The sequence below is a fragment of the Agrobacterium larrymoorei genome (genome assembly GCF_005145045.1).
In the GTDB taxonomy this organism is placed as follows: Bacteria; Pseudomonadota; Alphaproteobacteria; order Rhizobiales; family Rhizobiaceae; genus Agrobacterium; species Agrobacterium larrymoorei.
Genome location: NZ_CP039692.1, coordinates 1275622 through 1301046, shown reverse-complemented (window position 1 = coordinate 1301046; position 25425 = coordinate 1275622). Strand labels below are relative to the sequence as shown.

General features: G+C 57.4%; 28 protein-coding genes. 13 read left to right on the top strand and 15 right to left on the bottom strand.

What is annotated here, in order from left to right; translation table 11 throughout:
- Positions 1-13 precede the first annotated feature (13 nt).
- The 9 genes from paaD to CFBP5473_RS20250 form a co-directional block, all read right to left on the bottom strand.
- Positions 14-538 (bottom strand): 1,2-phenylacetyl-CoA epoxidase subunit PaaD, encoded by a 525-nt coding sequence (gene paaD / locus CFBP5473_RS20290; protein WP_027675142.1) that lies wholly within the window; start codon positions 536-538, stop codon positions 14-16.
- A gap of 9 nt (positions 539-547) precedes the next feature.
- Positions 548-1330 (bottom strand): 1,2-phenylacetyl-CoA epoxidase subunit PaaC, encoded by a 783-nt coding sequence (gene paaC, locus CFBP5473_RS20285; RefSeq protein WP_037170924.1) that lies wholly within the window; start codon positions 1328-1330, stop codon positions 548-550.
- Positions 1330-1614: a 1,2-phenylacetyl-CoA epoxidase subunit PaaB gene (paaB, locus tag CFBP5473_RS20280; protein WP_027675144.1), complete on the bottom strand. Its 285-nt coding sequence runs from the start codon at positions 1612-1614 to the stop codon at positions 1330-1332. The genes paaC and paaB overlap by 1 nt, the downstream gene beginning before the upstream one ends.
- 13 nt (positions 1615-1627) lie before the next feature.
- Entirely contained in the window at positions 1628-2632 is a 1005-nt protein-coding gene (gene paaA, locus CFBP5473_RS20275) for a 1,2-phenylacetyl-CoA epoxidase subunit PaaA (protein WP_027675145.1), read from the bottom strand.
- Between the two features lie 22 nt (positions 2633-2654).
- Complete coding sequence (pcaF, locus tag CFBP5473_RS20270) at positions 2655-3860, bottom strand: 3-oxoadipyl-CoA thiolase (protein ID WP_027675146.1); 1206 nt, start codon at positions 3858-3860, stop codon at positions 2655-2657.
- Positions 3861-4025: 165 nt separating this feature from the next.
- Entirely contained in the window at positions 4026-4913 is an 888-nt protein-coding gene (locus tag CFBP5473_RS20265) for a PaaX family transcriptional regulator C-terminal domain-containing protein (protein ID WP_027675147.1), read from the bottom strand.
- The gene (gene corA, locus CFBP5473_RS20260; protein ID WP_027675148.1) at positions 4913-5878 is read right to left on the bottom strand and encodes a magnesium/cobalt transporter CorA; all 966 of its coding nucleotides are present in this window, start codon (positions 5876-5878) and stop codon (positions 4913-4915) included. The genes CFBP5473_RS20265 and corA overlap by 1 nt, the downstream gene beginning before the upstream one ends.
- 95 nt (positions 5879-5973) lie before the next feature.
- Positions 5974-6210, bottom strand: coding sequence for a DUF6894 family protein (locus CFBP5473_RS20255; RefSeq protein WP_027675149.1), 237 nt, complete (start codon positions 6208-6210; stop codon positions 5974-5976).
- Positions 6211-6369: 159 nt separating this feature from the next.
- The gene (locus CFBP5473_RS20250) at positions 6370-6561 is read right to left on the bottom strand and encodes a CsbD family protein (RefSeq protein WP_027675150.1); all 192 of its coding nucleotides are present in this window, start codon (positions 6559-6561) and stop codon (positions 6370-6372) included.
- Between the two features lie 242 nt (positions 6562-6803).
- Between CFBP5473_RS20250 and CFBP5473_RS20245 the strand changes: the two genes are divergently transcribed.
- The 3 genes from CFBP5473_RS20245 (at position 6804) to CFBP5473_RS20235 (ending at position 7762) form a co-directional block, all read left to right on the top strand.
- Entirely contained in the window at positions 6804-7013 is a 210-nt protein-coding gene (locus CFBP5473_RS20245) for a cold-shock protein (RefSeq protein ID WP_027675151.1), read from the top strand.
- A 257-nt stretch (positions 7014-7270) separates the two neighbouring features.
- Positions 7271-7507 carry a 30S ribosomal protein S21 gene (rpsU, locus tag CFBP5473_RS20240; protein WP_027675152.1) on the top strand — a complete coding sequence of 79 codons (237 nt, stop codon included), beginning with the start codon at positions 7271-7273 and terminating at the stop codon, positions 7505-7507.
- A 27-nt stretch (positions 7508-7534) separates the two neighbouring features.
- Positions 7535-7762, top strand: coding sequence for a hypothetical protein (locus CFBP5473_RS20235; RefSeq protein ID WP_027675153.1), 228 nt, complete (start codon positions 7535-7537; stop codon positions 7760-7762).
- Positions 7763-7799: 37 nt separating this feature from the next.
- On the opposite strand, the gene CFBP5473_RS20230 is transcribed toward CFBP5473_RS20235, so the two are convergent.
- Positions 7800-8171, bottom strand: a complete 372-nt coding sequence (locus CFBP5473_RS20230; RefSeq protein ID WP_027675154.1) for a response regulator — start codon at positions 8169-8171, stop codon at positions 7800-7802.
- A 316-nt stretch (positions 8172-8487) separates the two neighbouring features.
- Here CFBP5473_RS20230 and CFBP5473_RS20225 point away from each other — a divergent pair, with 316 nt between their 5' ends.
- Together CFBP5473_RS20225 and CFBP5473_RS20220 are read left to right on the top strand one after the other, a co-directional pair.
- Complete coding sequence (locus tag CFBP5473_RS20225) at positions 8488-10203, top strand: GAF domain-containing sensor histidine kinase (RefSeq protein WP_027675155.1); 1716 nt, start codon at positions 8488-8490, stop codon at positions 10201-10203.
- A gap of 141 nt (positions 10204-10344) precedes the next feature.
- Positions 10345-10641 (top strand): PRC-barrel domain-containing protein, encoded by a 297-nt coding sequence (locus CFBP5473_RS20220; RefSeq protein WP_027675156.1) that lies wholly within the window; start codon positions 10345-10347, stop codon positions 10639-10641.
- 91 nt (positions 10642-10732) lie between these two features.
- Here the strand turns inward: CFBP5473_RS20220 and CFBP5473_RS20215 are convergent, their stop codons facing one another.
- Positions 10733-10987, bottom strand: coding sequence for a hypothetical protein (locus CFBP5473_RS20215; RefSeq protein WP_136954408.1), 255 nt, complete (start codon positions 10985-10987; stop codon positions 10733-10735).
- A gap of 182 nt (positions 10988-11169) precedes the next feature.
- On the opposite strand from CFBP5473_RS20215, the gene CFBP5473_RS20210 reads away from it, so the two are divergent.
- Both CFBP5473_RS20210 and CFBP5473_RS20205 read left to right on the top strand, forming a co-directional pair.
- Positions 11170-11556, top strand: a complete 387-nt coding sequence (locus CFBP5473_RS20210) for a DUF6180 family protein (RefSeq protein ID WP_027675157.1) — start codon at positions 11170-11172, stop codon at positions 11554-11556.
- Positions 11557-11580: 24 nt separating this feature from the next.
- Complete coding sequence (locus CFBP5473_RS20205; protein ID WP_027675158.1) at positions 11581-12042, top strand: heme-degrading domain-containing protein; 462 nt, start codon at positions 11581-11583, stop codon at positions 12040-12042.
- A 57-nt stretch (positions 12043-12099) separates the two neighbouring features.
- Here the strand turns inward: CFBP5473_RS20205 and CFBP5473_RS20200 are convergent, their stop codons facing one another.
- The 4 genes from CFBP5473_RS20200 to katG form a co-directional block, all read right to left on the bottom strand.
- Positions 12100-13791: a flagellin N-terminal helical domain-containing protein gene (locus CFBP5473_RS20200; protein ID WP_027675159.1), complete on the bottom strand. Its 1692-nt coding sequence runs from the start codon at positions 13789-13791 to the stop codon at positions 12100-12102.
- Positions 13792-14056: 265 nt separating this feature from the next.
- Positions 14057-14662: a hypothetical protein gene (locus tag CFBP5473_RS20195; RefSeq protein ID WP_027675160.1), complete on the bottom strand. Its 606-nt coding sequence runs from the start codon at positions 14660-14662 to the stop codon at positions 14057-14059.
- A 221-nt stretch (positions 14663-14883) separates the two neighbouring features.
- Positions 14884-15231, bottom strand: a complete 348-nt coding sequence (locus tag CFBP5473_RS20190) for a hypothetical protein (protein WP_027675161.1) — start codon at positions 15229-15231, stop codon at positions 14884-14886.
- 185 nt (positions 15232-15416) lie between these two features.
- A complete protein-coding gene (gene katG / locus CFBP5473_RS20185) occupies positions 15417-17600 on the bottom strand; it encodes a catalase/peroxidase HPI (protein ID WP_027675162.1) in 2184 nt (727 codons plus the stop codon).
- Positions 17601-17968: 368 nt separating this feature from the next.
- Here katG and CFBP5473_RS20180 point away from each other — a divergent pair, with 368 nt between their 5' ends.
- The 6 genes from CFBP5473_RS20180 to CFBP5473_RS20155 all read left to right on the top strand — a co-directional run bounded on the left by CFBP5473_RS20180 (position 17969) and on the right by CFBP5473_RS20155 (position 25413).
- The gene (locus CFBP5473_RS20180) at positions 17969-18742 is read left to right on the top strand and encodes an amino acid ABC transporter substrate-binding protein (protein WP_027675163.1); all 774 of its coding nucleotides are present in this window, start codon (positions 17969-17971) and stop codon (positions 18740-18742) included.
- A gap of 97 nt (positions 18743-18839) precedes the next feature.
- The gene (locus CFBP5473_RS20175) at positions 18840-19520 is read left to right on the top strand and encodes an amino acid ABC transporter permease (protein ID WP_027675164.1); all 681 of its coding nucleotides are present in this window, start codon (positions 18840-18842) and stop codon (positions 19518-19520) included.
- Positions 19517-20272 carry an amino acid ABC transporter ATP-binding protein gene (locus tag CFBP5473_RS20170; RefSeq protein ID WP_027675165.1) on the top strand — a complete coding sequence of 252 codons (756 nt, stop codon included), beginning with the start codon at positions 19517-19519 and terminating at the stop codon, positions 20270-20272. The genes CFBP5473_RS20175 and CFBP5473_RS20170 overlap by 4 nt, the downstream gene beginning before the upstream one ends.
- Before the next feature lie 202 nt (positions 20273-20474).
- A complete protein-coding gene (locus tag CFBP5473_RS20165; protein WP_027675166.1) occupies positions 20475-21032 on the top strand; it encodes a TetR/AcrR family transcriptional regulator in 558 nt (185 codons plus the stop codon).
- A 34-nt stretch (positions 21033-21066) separates the two neighbouring features.
- A complete protein-coding gene (locus CFBP5473_RS20160) occupies positions 21067-22251 on the top strand; it encodes an efflux RND transporter periplasmic adaptor subunit (RefSeq protein WP_084631628.1) in 1185 nt (394 codons plus the stop codon).
- A 9-nt stretch (positions 22252-22260) separates the two neighbouring features.
- On the top strand, positions 22261-25413 hold the full coding sequence (locus CFBP5473_RS20155; protein ID WP_027675168.1) for an efflux RND transporter permease subunit: 3153 nt from the start codon (positions 22261-22263) through the stop codon (positions 25411-25413).
- Positions 25414-25425 lie beyond the last annotated feature (12 nt).

Sequence of the window (25425 nt, the reverse complement as noted above, 5' to 3'; positions counted from 1 at the left end):
CTTTTCCTATGGATCAAATGCACTTGAAATAATCGAACGGCTCCAGACAGTCGGTGCACCGATAGCTCGCCTTGCAGGGCGTCGAGCCGAACTGGCTGATCTTTTCGGTGTTCGCCGATCCGCATCGCGGACAGACGATGGTCAGATTTGAACGTCCCGAGAGCCGGTCTATGCGCTTCATCAGCAAACCGTCCGCCGCCGTTCCATCGACCGGCGGGGCGATACCGTAGGCCTTCAGCTTTTCGCGCCCCTCGGCGCTGATCCAGTCCGTCGTCCAGACAGGTGAAAGCTGACGCTCCAGCCTGACCTTGCTGACACCTCGCTCATTCAGCGCAGCCTCGATATCGAGATTTATGACAGCGGTGGCTGGACAGCCCGAATAGGTCGGCGTTACCGTCACCACCAGCATGTCATCCTGCCATCGCGCATCCCTGATAATGCCGAGATCCGTAAGGGAGATGACCGGTATCTCCGGGTCCGGCACCTGAGCCAGCCAGTGCCATACCTGATCCAGCGAGGGGCGTGGAGCCGCGTTCATAACCGCCGCCTACCAGCTTGCGCCCGGATAGGCGCGCTGCAAAAACTGCATCTCGGTCAGAATGTAGCCAAGATGCTCCGTGTGTACGCCACGCCGTCCACCCTTATGCATATAGCCATCATCGGGCTTCTTCAGCAGACCTTCCATCAACGTCTCGGCAACGAGCGCATTCCACCCTTCTTTCAGGCTCTCGGGCTGCGGGATGACGCCAGCCTCGACCAGCTTTTCGTCATGCGTATCGCTCATGAACATTTCACCCGTGAAGGGCCAGAGTTCATCCAAGGCCTCCTGCATGCGGCGGTGGCTTTCCGCCGAACCATCACCCAGCCGGATGACAAGATCGCTGCTGCGCTCCAGATGGTAAGACACTTCCTTGAACGCCTTCTCGGCGATCTCGCGGATGCGCTGATCCGATGAGCCTTTCAGCGATTTCAGAAGCAGATAATGCCAGGCATCGAACAGGAATTGGCGCATCAAGGTGCGGCCATAATCACCATTCGGACGTTCGACCAGAAGAATATTGCGGAAATCATAGCCATCTCGCAGATAGGCAAGATCATCCGCTGATCGACCTTTGCCCTCGACCTCGCCTGCCAGACCAAGCCAAAGCTTCGTCTGGCCGATCAGATCGAGTGCCGTATTCGCAAGCGCGATATCCTCTTCCAGTGCTGGCGCATGCCCGCACCATTCGGACACGCGGTGCCCGAGGATGAGCGCGTTATCGCCGATGCGCAGAAGAAATTCGAAAAGCGCATCGTCACGAACGGTGGGATCGATTGCGGCGCCCGACATCACATGTGCCCCACTTCATCGGGAATATCGAAGAAAGTCGGATGACGATAAACCTTGGAATTCGACGGATCGAACAGCGGCCCCTTCTCCGAGGGTGCGCTGGCAGTGATATCGGCAGACTTCACCACCCAGATGCTCACCCCCTCGTTACGCCGGGTATAAACATCGCGGGCATTATTGATCGCCATCTCCGCATCCGGCGCATGCAGGCTTCCAACATGGCGGTGATTGAGACCATGCTGGCCCCGGATGAAGACTTCCCAAAGCGGCCATTCACTCGACATCATGCTCTCTCCCTTATTCAGCCGCGATCCGGGCAGCTGCCCTGCGCTCCGCTGCCTTTTCGGCATGCGCAGTCAAACCGTCCCGGAACCATGCGCCATTCTCCCAGGCCGTTTTGCGCGCGTTCAGGCGCTCGACATTGCACGGGCCATTGCCTGCAATTACATTGAAGAACTCTTCCCAATCCGGCTCGCCGAAATCGTAACCGCCTTTTTCCTCGTTCCATTTGAGATCTGGGTCCGGCACGGTCAGCCCGAGATATTTGGCTTGAGGAACCGTTTGATCGACGAATTTCTGTCGCAGCTCGTCGTTCGAATTCTGCTTGATCTTCCAGGCCATCGATTGCGCGGAGTGAACGGAAGCATCGTCAGAAGGACCGAACATCATCAGGGATGGCCACCACCAGCGGTTCAGCGCATCCTGAACCATGGCCTTTTGCGCAGGCGTACCCTTCACCATGCGCATCAATGCATCGTAGCCCTGACGCTGATGGAAGCTTTCCTCCTTGCAGATACGCACCATGGCACGGGCATAAGGCCCGTAGGAACAGCGCTGTAAAGGCACCTGATTCATGATGGCCGCACCGTCGACCAGCCATCCGATCGCTCCGATATCGGCCCATGTCAGCGTCGGATAGTTGAAGATCGAGGAGTATTTCGCTTTGCCGGAATGAAGCTGTTCATACATCTGGTCACGGGTGATGCCGAGCGTTTCCGCTGCACAGTAGAGATAGAGGCCGTGGCCTGCCTCATCCTGCACCTTGGCAAGAAGGATAGCCTTTCGTTCCAGAGTCGGCGCACGGGTAATCCAGTTTCCCTCGGGAAGCTGGCCAACGATCTCCGAATGCGCATGCTGGCTGATCTGACGCACCAGAGTTTTGCGGTAACCCTCCGGCATCCACTCCTTCGGCTCGATCTTTTGCCCGGCGTCGATCCGCTCTTGAAAAGCCCGGTCCTGCGGCTCCATCTCGCTGAGAGATTGAACACGGGTGGCATCCGTTTTCACCATCTGCGCATACATGATCTTTCCTCCTGCTGACGCGTCAAACGCGTTCGAGAATGATGGCAATGCCCTGACCGACGCCTACGCACATGGTGCAGAGCGCATAGCGTCCACCTTGGCGCTGAAGCTGGTAGGCGGCTGTCATCACAAGTCTTGCGCCGCTCATTCCCAGCGGATGGCCAAGAGCGATTGTGCCTCCATTGGGGTTCACATGCTCCGCATCATCTGGAAGGCCAAGCTGTCTCAAAACCGCGAGTGCCTGAGCAGAAAATGCTTCGTTGAGCTCGATCACATCCATCTGTTCGAGCGACAGACCTGCACGCTCGAGAACACGATGCACCGCCGGAACCGGGCCAATGCCCATGACCCTGGGCTCGACCCCTGCGGCGGCCATGGCCACGACCCGCGCCTTCGGCGTCAGCCCTTGAGCCTTCGCCATCGCTTCGCTTGCGACGATCAACGCGCCCGCGCCATCATTCACACCAGACGCATTACCCGCAGTTACCGAAAAATCTGGACCGTTCACGCCCTTGAGCTTCGACAATTGCTCTATGGTCGTTCCGGGACGCGGATGATCATCGGTATCGACAACAAGCGGCTCACCCTTCTTTTGAGGCACATGAACCGCCACGATTTCTTCGGCGAAGATACCGGCAGCATTCGCAGCCGCCCAACGGGACTGGCTGCGCACAGCATAGGCATCCTGATCCTCGCGACTTACGGCAAAATCTGCAGCGACATTATCCGCCGTCTGCGGCATGGAATCAACGCCGAACGCGTTCTTCATCTTCGGATTGACAAACCGCCAACCAATCGTCGTATCGTAAATCGCGTTCGAACGAGAGAACGCGCTTTCGGCCTTGGGCATCACGAATGGCGCGCGGCTCATGCTTTCCACACCGCCTGCAATCACGAAATCGCAGTCACCGGATCGTATGGAGCGGGCAGCCATGCCTATGGCATCCATGCCGGAGCCGCACAGCCGGTTGATCGTCGTCGCAGGAATGGAAACCGGCAGGCCGGACAGCAAAACCGCCATGCGACCGACATTGCGATTATCTTCACCGGCCTGATTGGCACATCCATAGATGACATCGTCCACCTTGGACCAGTCGACCGAAGGGTTACGGTCGATGAGCGCGCTCACAGGCAAAGCCGCAAGATCATCGGCACGAATGGAAGACAGAGGTCCGCCATATCGACCAATGGGCGTGCGCACGGCATCGCAGATAAAGGCTTCGTACACGCGGCTCCTCCCTTGGTACTTAGCTTGGCCGGGACGAACATCTCATATCGCCGACCGATCGGTTAATTAATAACTCCAAAAGCATCACAAATCAACAATGATTTTATAAAATTTTGTGACGCTTTCAGGCGCAGCTTTTCTCTGGCGGCGACGCGTTTTCAACTGTCAGCCAAGAACGTGTGCGAGAGAGGTCAAACGGGCTCGTGTGGCAGCATTCGCTTCTTCCAACGCGCCATCCACGCTTATAAATTGATCGGCGACATACAAATCCGCCTTCAGCGAAAGTTGGCAATAGAGCCTGGCGAAGAGGAGCCGCGCTTGCCCTCCCGGCCAGTCTTCGGGCAGCCCCGCCTCCGGCAGCCGTGGGTCGCGAAGCATGACCATCCGAAACTGGTGCACCAGCAGAAGCCGGGCAATAAGGCTCTGCGACGTACTCAGCGAACCCCCGCGCTCGATATAATTTGAAATAAGCCCGAAACGGGTGAGAAAGCCGCGATAGGCATCAGCATGCGGGGTGAGGTTCCAATGGTCGGCAACGAAGGCGCGAAGACCTCCCTCACCTGCCGCAAGCTCTGCATGAAACACCACCGCCGACGGCTTCATTGCTGGTGCAGCGCGGGGCCCAACCGCAAGGCGCGGTCCGAGCCGGGCATAGCCAGCGCGCTCCAGAACGAACATCGCTTCATCGGCATCATCGCCGCTCGGCTGAACAAAATTCCAGCTCACTTCCTCAGGCGGCCCAAACAGCAATCGCGCCGCTATCGCGAATTCGGTACGGGCGAGCTTGGTAAGCCGATAAAAACTACGCCGTCCCTCTCTCTCCCCAACCAGCTGCTCTGCCGCCACGAGCCGCGAGACAGCCGTGCGAACCAGCGTTTCACTGATGCCCACCATAGCGCAGGTCTCGATCAGATTTCCCATCCAGACAACACCGCCCCGAGGCTCGATCACGTCGCCATAAATGGTAACGATAAAACCCGCCGCCTTCAGCGGATTTCCATCAAGAAGCGTGCTGATGAGTTCGCCAGCCTGTAAACCTCCTGCCCCTCGCACTAAACCCAACCCGCACGTTTGAACCGATAATAAAGAAGGCCACATAAAACGACGATGACGGCGAGGACTATGTAGTATCCGTACTCGGTCTTCAGCTCCGGCATGTTCTCGAAGTTCATGCCATATATGCCGGCGATGGCTGTCGGCACTGCCAGGATTGCGGCCCAGGCGGCGAGCTGGCGGGTTATCGCGCCTTGCCGCTGCTGTTCCAGAAGGTTTGCGGCCTCGAAGACGGAGGTCACGATGTCGCGCAGCCCGATGACCATGTTTTCGACCCGGCGGACATGATCGTACACGTCCTTGAAGAAAGGCCTGGCGTTGTCATCGACGCAGGGTAGTTCGAGGTGGGCGAGCTTGCTCGCAACTTCCGCCATCGGACCGATCACCCTCTGAAACTTGATCACCTGCCTGCGCATCCGGAAGATCCTGCGAATCTGCTCCGGTTCCAGAAAGGAAATCAGAACGTGTTTTTCGATTTCCAGCACCCGGTCTTCTATCGTTTCGACCAAGGGAAGATAACCGTCCACGATAAAATCGAGTATGCCGTGGAGAACATAGTCCGGTCCATGCGAAAGGAGTTGGGGCGCCTGCTCAAGCTGCTCGCGTAATTTCTCGTGCGATCGTGCAGACCCATGCCGCACCGTGATGACATGGCGCAGGCCGACGAAAATACAGGTCTCGCCATAGGCGATCCTGTCGTTTTCCAGATAGGCAGTCTTTGCCACGACGAACAACTGGTCGCCGTAAATATCGACTTTAGGCACCTGCCGTCCATTCAATGCGTCCTCGACGGACAGAGAATGAAGCCCGAACATAGCCTTCAGAGATGCCATTTCCTCCGGGGTCGGATCGGTCAGCCCGATCCAGGCGAAGTCGCCTGCGTTTGTTTCAAAGGGCTGAGAGGAGAGTGCAACCTCACCGGCGCGCTTGCCGTTGCGATAAAGATAGGATGCGACGACTGTCATCTTTTTCCGTTTATGCTCTGAGAGAATGGGCGATACACGCGACGTTGCGCAGAAGGTAGCGATTTAAGAAAGAGTGGTGAAGTTGGAAAATCGGATTACTGAAATCTGAGCACTGAAGAAACTGGGATTACCGCGATCAGATGTCCGTCCGCGCGCACGACTTCGAAACTGCTGTCGCTGATCACGTCACCCATCAGGATTTTTTCGGCAAGCGTCTCCCGCGCAGCCTGAACTGCCTCTCGTACCGCCTGATCGTCTCCTTGCAGCACCGCGCCTTCAAGATCGACAGAGAGGGTGCCTGCATCCCGGACGTGGAAGTAGTACCTTGGCATTTCACATTCCGATTTTGTTTCCCGTGTCTTTTCGTCCAGCAACGGAACGAGGGAGCACTTTGTTCCCAAGCGTACAAACGCTTCGGCCCCCGGTATCCAAAATATGCCTAAAATAAAAAAAGGCCCCTTGCCGGGGCCTCTTTACGGAGTGTCGAACCATTATGCGCGGTCGACGAAATTCTTCACTTTTTCCTTGGCTTCGCCTTTGGTCTGCTGTGCGTGGCCCTTGGCCTCCTGCGCTGCACCCTTGGCTTCCATCTCGCGGTTGTTGGTCGCGTCCCCTACGGACTGACGTGCTTCGCCTGCCAGCTCGTTGGCCTTGCCTTTAACCTTGTCCATGGTGCTACCCATTGTCGTTCTCCTTGGTTAGAGCGGTATTGCTCAGGTGGAGAGACAACGATCCGATTCCTGTATTGGTTCCTTATAGAGAAAAGCCTTGTAAAACCGAAAATTGAGCCTATATTCAACCCATCGACCATTGCTTGTGACGTCGGTCCAGAGCTTTAGCTCCCGTCGGATTTCCTCTCAAAACATCGATCTAATCCCGCAAGGTATCTCGGGAACAACCACGATTGCTATGAAAGGAAATCGTTATGAACACTGGAACTGTTAAGTGGTTCAACGCCACCAAGGGCTTCGGCTTTATTGCACCTGACAACGGTAGCACGGACGTTTTCGTCCATATTTCTGCTGTTGAGCGCGCTGGCATGCGTTCGCTCACGGACGGTCAGAAGGTCACCTTCGACATCGTTCAGGACCGCAGGTCTGGCAAGAACTCCGCCGATAATCTTCAGGCGGCTTAAATTGTTTCTCACCTTTGCTGACCACGGATGGACTGGCAGCACAGGGCGAGAGACTGAAGAAAGGTCGGGCTCACTCGCTCGGCCTTTTGTTTTTATGGCGTTGGGAAAACCCTGACGCCTGACAAAGATAGAGATACGGGCGTTTTTGACGGCCCCGGAATTCGACTTGAACTTCACCGGAGCATCACGTCGAAAAGCCCAATCGAACCCTATCTCATCTCATAAAAAAGCGGCGACTGGCCGCATAAGGAGACGTTTTGCAGGTACTCGTTAGAGACAACAATGTCGAACAAGCCCTCCGCGTTCTGAAAAAGAAAATGCAGCGCGAAGGCCTCTTCCGCGAAATGCGGGCACGCCAATCCTATGAAAAGCCGTCCCAAAAGCGTGTTCGCGAAGAAGCGGAAGCCGTTCGTCGCCACCGGAAGCTCGCCAAGAAAAAGATGCAGCGTGAAGGCTTGCTGCCGGGACCGAAGAAAGTCGCCCGCACCCGCTGACGACCATCAAACCGAAAGGATTTCAACATGACCGCTACGAAAGAAGAATTCTTCAAGCCGGGCAAGATGAGTCCAAGGGAGAAGGCATCTGCCACGGACGAGGCTTCAGCACAGATTATTGCAGCAGAAACCGCCCAGCGCCTGAAGAAAACGGAGCGCCTGCGCGAGGCGCGCCTGGCCCGTGAGGCCGAGACAGTCATCATTCCACCGCCAAACGCGCCGAAGAAGCGAGGCAAAGCCTCCGTCAACGGCTGAAAGGGGCGGCGGCTGGCGAAGGCTTCAACGCCCTGAATTAAGCGAGTGTAAGTTCTCGTATAGAGCCGACGAGCTTTTCATAATCATATGGCTTCGGCATGAATGGCACGCCGCGCGGCAGGTCTCTCGATGCGGGAGACATGCGGCCAGACGTGACGATGATCTTGATCGGAGGCCATCTGTCGCGGACGAAACCTGCCAACTTCACGCCGTCCATCGAGCCCGGCATATCTATGTCCGTAAAGATCAGGGAGATTTCCGGGTGGTCATGCATGAGTGAAAGCGCCTCGCCGGCAGATGCGGCCTCAAACACCTTATAGCCTTCCATCTCCAGCGCATCGACTGTCGTGCAGCGGATGAGCGGCTCGTCTTCCACCACGAGAACGGATAGGGAGCTGAGAGATTGCACGGGGTGTTCCACGTTGTTGCAAGAGAACTGGCTCTGCTGCAAGCCTTGGCGAGACCGGTGTTCGCGGCTGTTCAACGAACGTCCTCCGATATCGTTCCACGAAGCAGGCTCTAAGTTTCATCTATTTCGGAATTATTCGCTGGAAAAGAGCCAGTCGCGACCGGGCATTTCGTAAGGTGTAACCTTGACGCAAGCAATTTGGTTTTTCCACGTTGCACATTGCGTCCGACAATGTACAAAACATTTCAAATGTTTCGCTTTCGTGCGAAACTGGCGATTACAAATGAGGCCATCGTCTCACCAGGGAAGGACGAGAATGGCACCGCTCAATCAAACGCCTGCGCGCAAGACGCCTCTTGCCAGCCTCACGGAAGCGACATCCGCGATATCTCGCGCCCACAGCCTTGCAGATGTCATCGCAATGATCCGGGCCAGCGCGCGCACCCTTATCGGCTGCGAGGGCATTACGATCGTTCGCCGCGAAGGTGATCTTTGCCACTATGTCGAAGAAGATGCCATCGGCCCTCTCTGGAAAGGGCAGACCTTTCCCGAAGTCGCGTGCATCTCCGGATGGTCGATGATCAACAGGCAGACGGTCGTTGTTCCAGATATCTCCGTGGACGAGCGGATACCCCATGAGCTTTATGCCGAAACCTTCGTGCGCGCAGTGGCCATGAGCCCTATCAAAAAGGCCAGTCCCGTGGGCGCAATCGGTGCCTATTGGTCAAAGCCGTATGAGCCGACGCAGTGGGAAATCGAAACGCTCGATGCGCTTGCAGAAGCCGCGGCAACTGCCATCGAGCATATGGAATTCAATTCAGGACTGCGGCTGAGCGCCGCCGGGGTTGAAGAGCCTTCGGCGGATGAATTTCGACGCGATATCGATGTCATTGCCAGCATCGCCGCGGTTCCAACCATGCTGGACGTCGTTCTCCGATTGACAGGCATGGGGTTCGCAGCCATCGCACGCGTCACCGAAACAAGATGGATCACTTGCAGCGTGCTCGACCATGTGGGCTTTGGCCTGAAGCCGGGGGACGAGCTGCCGGTCGAAAGCACGCTTTGCAACGAAATCCGCGATCACCGGCAGATCGTCGTGTTCGATGACGCGGTAGCGGACGCCAAATATTGCGATCATCATACCCCACGTATCTACGGTCTGCGCGGCTACATCTCCATGCCGATCATTCTAAAGAACGGCTCTTTCTGGGGCACGCTATGTGCAATCGATGCCAATCCCGCGAATGTCAACAATCCACAGGTGATCGGCACGTTCAAGCTCTTCGCCGAACTGATCGCGCACCATCTCGACGCATTCGAACGCCTCGAGGCCGCACAGACCTCTCTTCAGCATGAGCGCGAGCTTTCCGAACTGCGGGAGCAGTTCATTGCCGTTCTCGGGCACGATCTCCGCAACCCGCTCGCTGCCCTCAATGCCGGAACGAACCGTCTCATCAAGGAAGGCTGGAGCGAACGGAGCCCTCTCGTTCTCAATCTCATGAAAGCGAGCATTTCCCGAATGGCGGGGCTGGTGGACAATGTGATGGACCTTGCCAGAGCCCGAATGGGCGGCGGCATCGCCCTTGCATTAGCCGATTGCGATCTTGCCGAAACCCTGGCGCATGTCGTCGAGGAAGTGAGGGTAGCGCACCCGGACCGCGACATTTCTGTCACCCTCAACCTTCAGGAACGAGTCTCGGTTGATGCGCCTCGGATCGCGCAAATGATATCCAACCTGCTGTCCAATGCCGTCATGCACGGCGATGCCTTGTTGCCGATCCAGGTCGAGGCCATGCTGAACAACGGCATACTGGAGATCGCCGTCAGGAACGGCGGAAGACCGATCCCACCGGAAATGATCGCGAAACTCTTCCTGCCATTCAAGCGCGGAGAAGACCGACCCGGCGTACAGGGTCTAGGCCTTGGTCTCTACATCGCCTCGCAGATTGCGCAGGCGCATGGTGGACGAATTGACGTTTGCTCGAGTGGGAACGAGACCTGCTTTACGTTCAAGATGTCGCCTGCAGCGTGATGAGCCACGAACACTGTCGCCTTGCCACGCGACATAGCTTTTCTGAGAAAAATGTTTCGCGAGCATCGCCAGAAATTGAATGGTCTTGGAACGCGAGTGGATTCCGTGAGTTCTCCTTGTCCTAACAACAGGAGAAAAATCATGGATCATAGCAATCATATCCGCCTCACCGCTGATGAACTGAGACCATCGGTACTCGGAGGAGCGACGGTATACGGAGCTGACGACCACAAGGTCGGCAAGGTTGACCATGTCCATGGTATCGGCACCAACAGCACGGTGATTATCGATGTCGGCGGCTTCTTGGGAATTGGCGCAAAGCCGGTCGCCGTCTCCATCTCTGATCTGGATTTCATGCGCGATGAAGATGGCGACGTTCACGCCGTGACGTCGTGGACGAAGGATCAGCTCAAAGAGATGCCTGAGCATCAGCACTGATCTTGAACCGACTTTGGAAAGGCAGGCTAACCCCCTGCCTTTTTCGCCACATCTACGACGGTGGCAAATATGTGCGTTCTCAGAAAATGCATTATTTCAACTGGTCGAGAAGCGTGGAAATCCGGTCCGAGGCAGGCAAATGCGGCGCGTGTTCCAGCTTGGATTTCTGACGATAGCTCGGGCTTGTCGAATACCAGTCGATCAGCGCAGAAGCCACTTCCTGCGCTCTTCCATCATTTTTATCGACACCGTTTTCTTCGCACCAGGCATCGAGAAATCGGTCGATCTCCTCGAGATCGTCTGATGAAAGCGGGATGGCTGAGTAGGATGAAGGATTTGTGTTCACGTCGCACCAAACAGATTTTATATATCCTGTAACTTCCAGAGAATTTATTTTGTTCCGTGCCTCGGTATGGTTGATGACAATCGACCAACCGATCCTGTGGCAACCATGGCTTGCCAGATCATCGACAACCAGAAATAAAAACGCTTCGATTGGTCGAAACTCCGTGTTGGGGAGGAACACTTATGAGCAAAGCTTTGACACTGGCACTCTCAGCGACGGCATCGCTGTTGGGATTCGCGCTTTCCGTCTCTGCGCAAAGCAAGGACTTCAATCTCACCTACCATGTCGAGCGAACACCAGAAGCCGCGCTCGATATCGAAACCTGCGGCGCGGTGGTGGAAAAGGCCGCTGCGAAGGTAGGCCTTGATGCGAATGTTCAGAGTTTTCCGGGACAGCTGGTTCTCGTCAGCGGCGGCAAGGAAGGGCGCGGTGTCTTTACCGTTCAATGTATCGCGGTCGAAAATATGACCGTCAGCGTGGTTCAGGGGATCGACTACCGCAACCAGAAAGGCGCGCTTGGTAAGTTTGCAGACAATGTCCAAACGGCCATAATGGCTGCGAAGAAGTAACGCGCAAGGAAGATAAGGCACCCCATGACGCCCACCATCGAGACGGTAAAAGCAGAAGAGACAGCACTGCATATCCCGACATTTCACTATGATTTTGCCTGGAAGCTGGGAAGCCTGATCCGGCAGAAAGCCGCCGAGCAACACCACCCTGTCGGCATCGAAATCCGGCATGCCAATGATGTGGTGTTTGCAACGCTTCTGCCTGGAGCGACCATCGATAATTTCGGCTGGACCAGACGCAAATGCGCCGTCGTCCATCGCTTCCATCGCAGTTCTCTCCGGGTCAGGCTTGAGGCAGAAGCCAAGGGTTACGATTTCAACGCCAAGTTCGGTCTTCCAGTCGCCGACTACGTCGCAAGCGGCGGCGGCTTTCCGCTGATATTGCGAGAAGGCACGCTGGTAGGCTCCGTCGCCGTCAGCGGCCTTCCCGATGTTCAGGATCACGCGCTGATCGTGGAGAGCCTGCGGGAACTGCTGGGCAATTGATGGGTGAAGGCTGGTCGACAGACCACCTTCACCACCCTCTCGAGCAAAAGAGCCGAGTTACGAGAACAACGTCAGAATGGTGTTTGAACTGGTATTTGCGATCTGCAAACTCTGGACGGCAAGCTGCTGCTGTGTCTGAAGCGCAGATAGCCGGGCGGACGCCTCTTCCATGTCCGTGTCAACCAACCGGCTGACGCTCTGGTCCATCACGTCGCCCATCTTCTGGGTGAAATCGAGCTGCCGCGTGAGACGTTGCTGGAGAGAGCCGATGGTGCTGGCGCTGTCTCTCGCATCGCTCAGCATGTGCTCCACGCCTTCCAGATATTCATCGACGGTAAACTGCCCGGAGGTGATATCGACTTCCGCAAGATCGAAGCGGAGGGTGAAAGGCGGGTTGGGGCGCAGAGCGCTCATATAAAAATCCGCCGCCTTGTTGCCGTAACCCGGATAGTCCGCCTGGTCGGGGAAGAAGGAAAGCTTGTTGCCGGATACGCTGATATCCAGCCCCGAACCGGAAGCGACATGCTCTATCACGGCCTTAAGGTCATCCGCGCTCGTAATGATGCCGTCGCTCGTTCCCAGGGCTGCATCCACGGCGGAACGGTCTATCGTATAGGTAGTGACAGGCGCATTATCGATGCTCAGATCGAAGGAGATTGTCGCATCGAGCATGACTTTGAACGGAGCCGAAAAGTACATCGCCGTCGATTCAAGCATGTTATCATGATTGATCAAAGACGAACTCGTCAGACCAAGCTGCATCTCTGTGGATGCTGGCGATGTCGCAATGTTTTCGATGTAGATACTCGAACCTTCGTGCGATGTCGTTTCCAGCGACTGGATTTCGTATCGTCGCGAATCCGTTAGATAGGACCGATACATATCGGCATAAGGGCTTGCACCGGCGTCCTGAAATGCCTGCGTGAATACCTTCCTTATATCGGATGCATTTTTGATCACGCCATCCGTCGTGCCGAGGGCGGTATCGATCACGCTCTTGTCGATTGTTATCGCAAAGGTATCACCTGCCGATACCGAGCTTCTGTCGACAACCAGATCGAAGGTCAGAAAATCGCCCGCAGCAAAGGTTTGAGGCCCAATGAAAAGATGGTCCTCGTGGCCTTCATGCCGATACGTGTCCGAATACATGCCGCCGACGGGCATGTAATAGTCCAGCGTATCCTTCTGAAGAATTCCGCCGCCTCCCGTATTGAGCATGGATGTTGTGCGTAAATCTATCGGCGCAAGCTTGACCCCAACGCTGTCGGAGGAATTGCGAATGAAAGCCGAGACGACGGTTTCGTCCAGCACGTCCACGTCACGAATATGAGCTGCCGCATCGGTCTTGAGCCAGTTGACGCCATTGAATGTCGAAGACTGGACGATTTGCTCGGCCTGCCTGTTCAATTGCGAAAGCTCACCCTGGATCTTGGCGGCATCCATGCTGGGGTCCTTGGCTGTCACAAGCTTCGCCTTGAACTCCGACAGAATATCGATGATCGAACTCGTTCCCTCATAAGCGACGTCGGCCTTCGCCTGCCCCACGCCCATGGCGTCCGCCGCACTCGCATTCGCCTTGTTGTCGGAGCGCATCGTGGTCGAGATAGACCAGTAAGTCACATCGTCAGAAGCACGTGCGACGCGCAGGCCAGAGCTTACCTGATCCTGCGTCTGCTGAAGACTGGACGTGAGCGAGCGCATGGTCTGCAAAGCAGACATGCTGGAGAGATTTGTGAGAATGCTTGTCATGGTCACTCCGTGAAGACAAAACGCCATTCCCCTGCGCCGTGTAACGGGCAGACGAAATAAGCCAGCGATGATGAGACATTTCACGGTTAACCACGGTGGGTGCCCGTAATCATCACGGGACCGTTGCCTTGAGCAAAATTCGCTCGCAGGCTGCCAATTCAGGATGCGACGCACGCAACTCAGAAGGGCATCATGATGCTTTCATGCCCTGCAATTGGTAAACGAAATGTTAATTTTCTGGTTAAATTCCAATGCAGATGGATCGTTAAAGTTTACGGATGGACGCCGCGACCAGATCGATCTCGGGGCCGAAACTATTGATCAAATTCTTGATATCCCGAGCCAGAAGTTCCCCCGAACTCAACTCTATTTCGATAGAGTTCCCGTGGAAAAACCGGGAGTAACGACATGTTTGATCCGTTGCCCCAGCGGGGAACTTAATGCGCTGTAGACGCTGTTCTTGTCCACCCTGCCGGATCGTTTCGATAAGGGATTTCCGAAACGAGTAATCATGAAGCGGCCCAACCTCTGCAATTATTCTCAGATGCGCCTTGCGGCTGGCTGTTACCGGGCGCAATTCTATCCATGCGATAAGCGGAAACCCGGCCCACCACCGTTCGCACCCGTCCCAGGAGTGACGATGCAGCTCCAGCTCGCGACGCCAGGCATTTGGCATGAAACTGAGAGAATTTTTCTTATGTTCGTGAATAGCGAACGCCGCTGCCTCAGACGCGTGATCCTGTCGGATCAAAGCCACTGCCTGCGTGAAATAGTCTACCGGCGGCTCCTTGCCGATCAGATCGAGAAGAGACTTATTTTTCTGATGGATAAGGTGGACGATACCTTCAATCTCAGCATGCTTACGGTTCAATATCGATTCCACTTATGCGCATTGCGTTCATGTCTTCAATCGATTGGATAAAGCCCTGTCGATTGATGGTCAATCAGCATGTGGTCATGAACATGACCATCGGGAAACTGAAACGGCGGCGACGCGGCACTCGCTTCTACCTTCAACCATAATGGATCGCGGCCCCACATAAAAAGAGCGCAGGCACAGCCTGCGCTCCGTTCTGCATATGACGAAACCCGTCAATTCGCCGGGCAATTCCCGCTCGAATTGCCGCTGGATGTCGTGCCCTGGCTACCGGGCGAACCGGGGGCGCAGTCGGTGTTGTTGGTGCTGCCGTTTGGGGTTTGCGAACCCGTACCTGTCGTGCCGTTCGTGCCGGTGCCATTTGCGCCCGGCGTGGTTGTCGTGCCGGAACCGGTGGTTCCGGTGCCGGTGCCGGATGTGCCGCCGGTTCCCGTGCCATCCGAACTGGAACCAGTGCCAGCGCCGCCAGTGCCCGAACCGCCAGAGCCACTACCTGCGCCCTGTGCCATTGCGAGCGATGCGAAGCTCAATGCGAAGACTGTTCCAACGAGAATCTTTTTCATCTGCTTTCCTCCAAGCGTTATTGTCGTTGCGAAGGTCGAACAACAGCGGGGAAAGGCTGTTCCAAAATATATCTTTTGATGGGCTCGGAACAAACTCTTCGCGCAACCATGGGAAAAAGGCCGTCCAATTGAAAAGGGCGCAGCCTGCGCTGCGCCCTTTCCCGATTTAAAATTATAGACTGCGATCAGACGAGGTCGAAACGGTCCGCGTTCATCACCTTGTTCCAGGCGGAAACGAAGTCCTTCACGAACTTGCCCTTGGCGTCGGCAGAGGCATAGACCTCAGCAAAGGCGCGCAGCTGGGAGTGCGAACCGAAGATGAGATCGACGCGGGTGCCGGTCCATTTCGCTTCGTTCGTCTTGCGGTCGCGGCCTTCATAAACGCCCTTCTCACCGGCAACGGGTGCCCATTGGGTGCCCATGTCCAGCAGGTTGACGAAGAAGTCGTTCGTCAGAACTTCCGGGCGGGCGGTGAAGACGCCATGCTGCGGCTTGCCGACATTGAGTACGCGCAGGCCACCCAGAAGTGCCGTCATTTCCGGCCCCGTCAGCGTCAGCAGATGGGCGCGGTCGACCAGCGCTTCTTCCGCCTTCATGAACTGATGGCGCTTGTCGTTGACGTAGTTGCGGAAGGCATCCGCGCGTGGCTCAAGTGCTGCGAAGGACGCGGCATCCGTCTGCTCCTGCGAGGCATCCGCGCGACCCGGCGTGAACGGCACGACGATATCCTGACCACCAGCCTTGGCGGCCTTTTCCACACCTGCGGCACCGGCCAGCACGATGAGATCGGCCAGCGAAACCTGCTTGCCGGCCGGCTGGGCCGCGTTGAAGTCACGCTGAACGCCTTCCAGAACGCCAAGAACCTTGGCAAGCTGTTCCGGCTGGTTGGCTTCCCAGTTCTTCTGCGGCTCCAGGCGAATGCGAGCACCATTGGCGCCGCCGCGCTTGTCGGAACCGCGGAAGGAGGATGCGGATGCCCATGCCGTGGATACCAGTTCCTGAACGGAAAGGCCGGTTGCCAGCACCTTCGCCTTCAGTTCGGCAATATCCTGATCATCGATCACGGGGTGTTCGACAGCCGGAATGACGTCCTGCCAGATTAGGTCTTCCGACGGCACTTCCTCTCCGAGGTAAAGCACCTTCGGGCCCATGTCGCGGTGGGTCAGCTTGAACCATGCGCGGGCGAAAGCATCGGCAAACTGATCCGGGTTTTCAAGGAAGCGACGCGAAATCTTCTCATATTCCGGGTCGAAACGCAGCGCGAGGTCCGACGTCAGCATGGTCGGCAGCTTCTTTTTCGAAGGGTCGAAGGCATCTGGAATGGATGCATCGGCGTTCTTCGCCACCCACTGCTTGGCACCGGCCGGGCTGGTGGTCAGTTCCCATTCGAAACCGAACAGGTTTTCGAAGAAGAAGTTGCTCCACTGGGTCGGCGTCTGCGTCCAGGTCACTTCCGGGCCGCCGGTAATGGCATCAACGCCAACGCCGGTGCCGAACTTGCTCTTCCAACCAAGACCCTGATCCTCGACATCGCCGCCTTCCGGCTCGACACCGATCAGCGATGGATCGCCTGCACCATGCGTCTTGCCGAAGGTGTGGCCACCGGCAATAAGGGCAACGGTTTCTTCGTCGTTCATCGCCATGCGGGCGAAAGTCTCGCGAATATCGCGGGCGCTTGCAATCGGGTCCGGGTTGCCATTCGGACCTTCCGGGTTGACGTAGATCAGACCCATCTGAACCGCGCCCAGCGGCTCGGAAAGCTGGCGTTCTCCGCTATAGCGTTCGTCGCCCAGCCATGTGCCTTCCGGGCCCCAGTAAAGCTCTTCCGGCTCCCACACATCGGCGCGGCCACCGGCAAAACCGAAGGTCTTGAAGCCCATGGATTCGAGAGCGACGTTGCCCGTCAGGATCATCAGGTCGGCCCAGGAAATCTTATTGCCGTATTTCTGCTTGATCGGCCACAAAAGGCGGCGGGCCTTGTCGAGGTTGGCGTTGTCCGGCCAGCTGTTGAGCGGCGCGAAACGCTGCTGGCCCATGCCTGCACCGCCGCGACCATCGGTAATGCGGTAGGTGCCGGCGCTGTGCCAGGCCATGCGGATGAAGAGACCGCCATAGTGGCCGAAGTCCGCTGGCCACCAGTCCTGCGAGTCCGTCATCAGCGCGTGAAGATCGTTCTTCACGGCCTGCAGGTCCAGCGACTGGAACGCCTCTGCGTAGTCGAAATCCTTGCCCATCGGGTCGGAAAGGCTGGAATGCTGGTGAAGTTTCTGGATATCCAGCTGTTCGGGCCACCAATCGCGATTGGATCTACCGCGCGGGGAGGAATGCGCGACGGGACACTTGCCTTCGCTTACATTGGGATTGTCCATGATTTTCTCCTGCTTTGCTTCTCGTCTACCAAGTCCGGGGAAGCTTGATTGCCAGGCATATCGGCCCGGCATGGTACCACGATAAAAACCTCGCAAAAGGCTTGAGAAATCACATGGCACTCCGCTCCCTCTGCCAAGAGTCTTAGCGAATGGATGTGATAGTTTTAAGTTGGATTTACTGATTGTCCCGATAGGAAATAGTTATCGCTTATATGCCGCTTGGCCTATCGTTTTGAAGGGCGCCCATTAACTTAAGCTAATATGAGCAAAATATTCTCTTTCTCCGCATCTTTTTGCATCTTTTTGCCGTTAAATGGCGCAGGCTTTGTGAGATGAGAAGCTATCCGAACACAGGGAAAGGAATACCAATGGGCTGGTTCAAGACAATCGCAACCACCGTCGCGTTGCATGCCGTCATGATCGCTCCTTCGTTTGCTGGCGAAAATCTGGATCAGATCAAGTCCGCAGGCGTCATCAAAATCGGCACCGAGGGCACCTATGCCCCCTTCACCTTTCATGATGCCAGCAACAAGCTCGTCGGTTTCGATGTGGAAATCGGCCAGGCCATTGCGCAGAAGCTTGGCGTGAAGGCCGAATTCATCGAAGGCAAATGGGATGGTCTGATCGCCGGTCTCGATTCCAAGCGCTATGATGCCGTCATCAATCAGGTGGGCATCACCGAGGCGCGCAAGCAGAAATATGCGTTTTCCGAGCCCTACATTGCCTCCAAGGCCGTGCTGATCGTCAGTGAGAAGAACACCGACATCAAGGGTTTTGAAGACCTGAAGGGCAAGAAGTCCGCGCAGTCGCTCACAAGCAACTTCGGCAAGCTTGCCACCGAAGCCGGCGCTGAACTCGTTGGCACGGATGGCTTCGACCAGTCCATCCAGCTCGTTCTGACCGGTCGCGCAGATGCCACCGTCAATGACAGCCTCTCCTTCCTCGATTTCAAGAAGAAGCAGCCGCAGGCCCCGGTCAAGATCGTGGCTGAAAAGCCGGATGCGGATTATTCGGGCATCATCGTTCGCAAGGGCGATGACGATCTGGTTGCGGCAATCAACAAGGCGCTGGAAGACATCAAGGCCGATGGCACCTACAAGAAAATCTCCGACACCTATTTCGGTCAGGATGTTTCCAAGTAACAGATGCCTTGCATCTGTTCTATCGAACTAAAATCCGCCATTAGTACAGGGGTCCGGCAAAACTGCCGGACTTCCTTTTTGTTTTGAGGGCTCCTTCGTGCCGCATTGGCTTCAATTGATGATGGATTCGCTGCCCACCCTTTTGTGGGCAGGTGTGAAATTCACGATCCCGCTGACACTGCTGTCTTTCGTCTTCGGCCTTGCGCTTGGGCTGGCGACGGCAGTCGCGCGGCTTTTTGCGCCAAAGCCGGTCTCGCTGATTGCCCGTTTCTATGTCTGGGTCATTCGCGGAACACCGCTTCTGGTCCAGCTTTTCGTCATCTTTTATGGGTTGCCAAGCATCGGCATTCTGCTGGATGCCTTCCCCGCCGCCCTCATCGGCTTTACGCTGAATGTGGGTGCCTATACGTCGGAAATCATTCGTGCCGCCATTTCCTCCGTACCCAAAGGCCAGTGGGAAGCGGCTTTCTCCACGGGCATGAGCTGGCGTCAGGCCATGCAGCGCACCATTCTTCCGCAGGCAGGCCGCGTGGCCGTGCCGCCTCTGTCCAACACCTTTATTTCGCTGGTCAAAGATACGTCGCTCGCAGCAGCCATCACCGTACCGGAGCTGTTCCAGTCGGCCCAGCGCATCGTCGCCACCACATACGAACCGTTGATCCTCTATATCGAGGCCGCTTTGATCTATCTGGCGCTCAGCACCGTTCTATCCACACTTCAGGCACGCCTTGAAGTGCGCTTCGCCCGCTATGGCGGCATGCTGGAGAGCAACCGATGATCGAACTGTCCAACATCGAAAAACGCTTCGGCGATGCCGTCATCCTCAAGGACATCTCGCTGAATTTCCCGGAAGGCAGCGTCACCGCGCTCGTCGGCCCATCCGGTGGTGGCAAGAGCACGCTGTTGCGCTGTATCAACCTGCTGGAAATCCCGACAGAAGGCACGGTGCAGATTGGCGGAGACGCGGTTTCCTTCCGCTCCGGCCAGAAAGTCGCGTGGCAGGATATCCAGAAAATCCGCCGCCAGACCGGCATGGTCTTCCAGAATTTTCAACTTTTTCCTCACAGAACGGCCATCGAGAACGTCATGGAAGGCCTGCTCGTCGTGCAGAAATGGCCGCTGGCCAAAGCGCGTGAGCGCGCCATGGAACTGCTGACGAAAGTCGGCATGGCGCATAAGGCAGATGCTTGGCCGGCCAATCTGTCCGGCGGTCAGCAGCAGCGCGTGGCGATTGCCCGTGCGCTTGCGCCCTCCCCGCAGGTGCTTTTGTGCGATGAGCCCACCTCGGCTCTGGACCCGGAACTGTCGGCGGAAGTGGTAGAGGTTCTCGGCCAGCTGGCGCGTGAGGGCACGACCATGGTCATGGCCACGCATGATCTTCGCCTTGCCTCTCGCATCGCCAATCTGGTGGTTTTTCTGGAAGCCGGGAAAGTGGTGGAAACAGGCACGTCGGAGGCGATTTTCCGCGCGCCGGAGCAGGAACGCACGCGCCGTTTCGTGTCCTCCATCAATGCTGCACAGACGCTTTGATCCACGTCACTTGTCTGTGATCATGACAGTCCATCTGTTGACCGGCGCGGCATCCGTCGCGCCGATATGCATGTGAACAGGCTGAATAGCCACGTAAATTAGCATATCCATCAATAAGCATGCTGAAGTTTTAGCAGATAACAAAATTTGCTTGATTTTAAAAACGAACGTTCGTACTTAAATTTTCGAAAAGGAAAGCCAGATGGCCAGAACCCGCAAGATCCGTACCGATGATATTCTCGATGCCGCCGAACGCGTTGTGTTGCGCGAGGGTGCGGCTGGCCTGTCCATCGACGCGGTGGCGCAGGAAGCGGGCGTCAGCAAATCGCGCGTGGTTTACGATCACAAGTCCAAGAACGGCCTTCTGGAAGCACTCATCGAGCGGCACATCTGCGCGGAAGAAGAGCGCATCGAGCAGGCGGTTCAATCGCATGCCGATACGCCGCACCCGCAATTGTTCGGGCGCGTCAGCGTGGCCGAAGAAGTGCCGGACGATGTGGACCGCGCCGTCTGCCTTGCCATTGCAGCCGCCGTGTCCAGCGATGAAAATGTGCGCCAGCGCATGCGCGAATGGACCGAGCGCGACATCACGGACATGAAGGCCGGTGCCCGGCCCCGGGCGGCACTCGTCGCCTATCTGGCGCTGACGGGCTTCTACTGCACTGAATTTTTCAATTTCTACCATTGGGAACAGGGCGAGCGACACGCCGTCCTCGATGGCATCAGAGACATCTACACTTCTTTATCCGACGAAAAATGACAATCGCATTGGCGATAGGACGAGGACTATAAAAATGCTTAGCAGAAAAGCTCTGCCACGGCTCGCAAGCCTGTTCCTTGGCGGCATGATCATGCTGTCTGGAACATCCCTGCACGCGCAGGAGGGAGGCCCGCAAATGCCGCCGCCCGCTGTCGGCGTTCTGGAATTGAAGGCGCGTTCGGTCCCTGTCGTCAACGAACTTCCGGGCCGCGTCGCGGCCACCCGCGTTGCCGAAGTGCGCGCCCGTGTTTCCGGCATTCTGCTGGAACGCGTCTTCGAGCAGGGAACGCTGGTTCAGAAGGACGATGTTCTCTATCGCATCGATCCGAAGCTCTTCAAGGTCCGTGTGGAAAGCGCGCAGGCCGCCCTTCAGCGCGCCCAGGCCACGCAGGCCAATGCCCGCCAGCAGCTGGAACGCCAGAAAAATCTTCGCGAGCGCAATGTCTCCACCGGCATCGATTACGATACCGCCGCCGTCAATCTGGCGCAGGCGGATGCCGATGTGGCGCTTCAGCAGGCGGCACTCGATGAGGCGAAGATCAATCTCGATTACACCGAGGTCCGCGCCCCCATCACCGGCATCATCGGTGCGGCACTGGTTACGGAAGGCGCGCTCGTAACCGCAGATGGCACGCAGAACCTTGCCCTGATCCAGCAGATCGACCCCATCTATGCCGATTTCACCCAGTCGGCGCAGGACATGCTGGCGCTGAAGCGCGCCGTGGAAGACGGCAAGCTCGCAAGCCCCGCGCCGGATCAGGCCAGCGTCCGCCTCGTCTTCGATGACGGTACCGTCTATTCGGATGCCGGTCGTCTGCTCTTTGCCAGCGCAAGCGTCGATTCCACCACCGGCCAGGTCACGCTTCGTGCGGAATTTCCCAACGCCGGGCGCAATCTTCTGCCCGGCATGTATGTCCGCGTGAGGATCGAGCAGGCCGTGCGCCAGAACGCCATCACCATTCCTCAGCGCGCCGTCATCCGCAACGCGGAAGGCCGCCCGATGGTCTATATCGCCAAGGACGACGGCACGGCGGAAGCCCGCCCGCTGGAACTCGGTCAGGCCGTGGAAACGGAATGGGTCGTGGAAAAGGGTCTGACCGCCGGTGAGAAGATCATCGTGGACGGCGCCCAGAAAGTTCAGCCCGGCGGCAAGATCAAAGCTGAGCCATGGCAGCCCGAAAAGGCCGCCGAGGCCCCAGCAGACGCGCCGAAGCAGTAAGGTCAACTCATGGCACAGCTATTCATCAAACGGCCGATCCTTGCCTGGGTTTTCGCGCTGTTCATCTCCATTGCGGGCGTCATCGCCATTCCTTTCCTGCCGATTGCGCAGTATCCGAAAGTGGCACCGCCGCAGCTGACGATTTCGACCAGCTATCCCGGCGCTTCGCCGCAAGAAATCTATCAGGGCGTCACCCGCCTCATCGAAGACGAGTTGAACGGCGTCGAAGGCCTCATGTACTTCGAATCCACCTCGGATACGTCGGGCCAGGTCTCGATCAACGCCACCTTCCAGGCGGGCACGAACATCAATCAGGCCTCGGTGGATGTGCAAAACGCCATCCGCCGCGTCGAAGCACGCCTCCCCTCCGCCGTCGCCTCTCAGGGCGTAACGGTGGAAGAAGCGGCCTCGGGCTTCCTGATGTTCATCACACTCACCTCCACGGACGGAACCATGGATGAGGTCGCCCTTGGCGATTACCTCAACCGCAACGTCCTTGGCGAACTGCGCCGTATCGAAGGTGTCGGGCGTGCGCAGCTCTTCTCGGCTCAGCGCGCCATGCGCGTCTGGATCGATGCCGACAAGCTCGTCGGCCTCAACCTCACCGCAGCTGACATCAACAGCGCGATCACCGCGCAGAACGCACAGGTCGCCGCAGGCCAGATCGGCGCTGCGCCCAATCCGATCTCGCAGGATTTGACCGCCACCGTCCTCGTCAAGGGACAGCTGACGGATACCGAAGAGTTCGGCAACATCGTCCTTCGCGCCAACCCGGATGGCAGTTCCGTGCGCCTGAAGGATGTGGCGCGCATCGAGCTCGGTGCCGAAACCTACAACTTCTCCAGCCGCCTGAACGGACAGCCGAGTGCCGCCGTCGGTATTCAGCTCTCGTCCACGGGCAACGCCGTCGCCACCTCGACAGCCGTCACGGCAAAGCTGGAAGAACTGTCACGCTTCTTCCCCTCCGGCGTCGCCTATTCCGTACCTTATGACACCAGCCCCTTCGTCTCGGCCTCCATCGAAAAGGTGCTGCACACGCTGGTCGAAGCCATCATCCTCGTTTTCGTGGTGATGTTCGTCTTCCTGCAGAACTTCCGCTACACGGTCATTCCCACGCTCGTCGTGCCGGTGGCGCTGCTCGGCACCTGCGCCATCATGTATGCGACAGGCTTCTCCATCAACGTGCTGACCATGTTCGCCATGGTGCTCGCCATCGGTATCCTCGTGGATGACGCCATCGTCGTGGTGGAAAACGTCGAACGCATCATGGCCGAGGAAGGGCTTTCTCCGAAAGCCGCCACGCAGAAGGCCATGCGCCAGATTACCGGCGCCATTCTGGGCATCACGCTGGTTCTTGCCTGCGTGTTCATTCCCATGGCCTTCTTCCCCGGCTCTACCGGCATCATTTACCGCCAGTTCAGCCTGACCATGGTCGTGTCGATCCTGTTCTCGGCCTTCCTCGCCCTGTCGCTTACCCCGGCGCTTTGCGCCACCTTCCTCAAGCCCATCCCCAAGGGTCATCATGAGAAGCGCGGCATTGGCGGCTGGTTCAATCGCAAGTTCGATGGCCTGACGGATGGCTACACCAAGACCGCCATGGGCGCTGCCCGCCGTGCGGGCCGCATGATGGTGGTCTATCTCGCGCTTCTCGCCGGTCTCGGCTACCTCTTCATCAGCCTTCCAAGCGCCTTCGTGCCGGATGAAGATCAGGGCTTCCTGATCGTGGATATTCAGGGCCCGCCAGAGGCCAGCGCCAACCGCACGATTGCCTCGGTCAAGCAGATCGAAAAAATCTTCTCCGCAGAACCTGCGGTCAAGGATATCGTCGCGATCCAGGGCTTCAGCTTCTCCGGCAACGGCGCAAATGCCGCACTTGCCTTCGTCACCCTGAAGGACTGGAGCGAACGCGGCGCGGGCAACTCCGCTCAGGATGTCGCCAACCGCGCCAACATGCAGCTCTTCGGGCTCAAGGACGCCACGACATTCGCGCTGTCGCCTCCGCCCATCGAAGGCTTCGGCACCTCCGGCGGCTTCTCCTTCCGCCTTCAGGATCGTAACGGCATCGGCCAGGCCGCCCTGTCCGCCGCCGCAGCCGAGCTGATGCAGAAGGCGGGCCAAAGCCCGATCCTCACCGGCATGCGCATCGAAGGCCTGCCCGATGCGGCTCAGGTCCTGCTGGTCATCGACCGCGAAAAGGCCAATACCTTCGGTGTTACTTTCGCGGATATCAACAACACCATCACCGCCAATCTCGGTTCGTCCTATATCAACGACTTCCCGAATTCCGGCCGCATGCAGCGCGTCATCGTGCAGGCGCAGGATCGGGACCGTCTTCAGGTCGAGGATTTGCTGAAACTGAACGTGCGCAACTCCAGCGGCGGCATGGTGCCGTTGAGCTCCTTTGCCATTGCGCAATGGCAGAAGGGTTCCCCGCAGGTGGTCGGCTATAACGGCTATCCGACGATCCGTATCGCCGGTGCTCCGGCACCCGGCAATTCCACCGGCGCGGCGATTACCGAAATGGAACGCATCGCCTCCGAACTGCCGGCAGGTATCGGTTACGAATGGACTGGACAGGCGCTCGAAGAAATCAAGTCGGGCTCGCAGGCGCCCTTCCTCTTCGGCCTCAGCATTCTCTTCGTCTTCCTGCTTCTCGCGGGTCTTTACGAAAGCTGGTCCATTCCGCTTGCCGTCATGCTCGTGGTCCCGCTTGGCGTCATTGGCTCCGTTATCGCGGTGACAGTGATGGGAATGCCCAACGACATCTACTTCAAGGTGGGCCTGATCGCGATCATCGGTCTTTCGGCCAAGAACGCCATCCTGATCGTGGAATTCGCCAAGGATTATTATGCCGAAGGCAAATCCCTGCTCGAATCCGCCGTGGAAGCAGCCCGCGTCCGCTTCCGCCCGATCATCATGACCTCGCTCGCCTTCACCCTCGGCGTCGTGCCGCTGGCCATCGCCACCGGCCCCAGCGCCGCCAGCCAGAACGCCATCGGTACCGGCGTTCTCGGCGGCATGATTTCGGCGACAATCCTCGCCGTCTTCTTCGTCCCCGCCTTCTTCGTCTTCGTGCTGAAGCTGATGCGGACGAAACGCCCGGTCACGGATGAGGACAAGGACGAAGCCGCCCCCGCTTCGCCCGCGCCCCACGCATCCTGACTATTCAGGGCT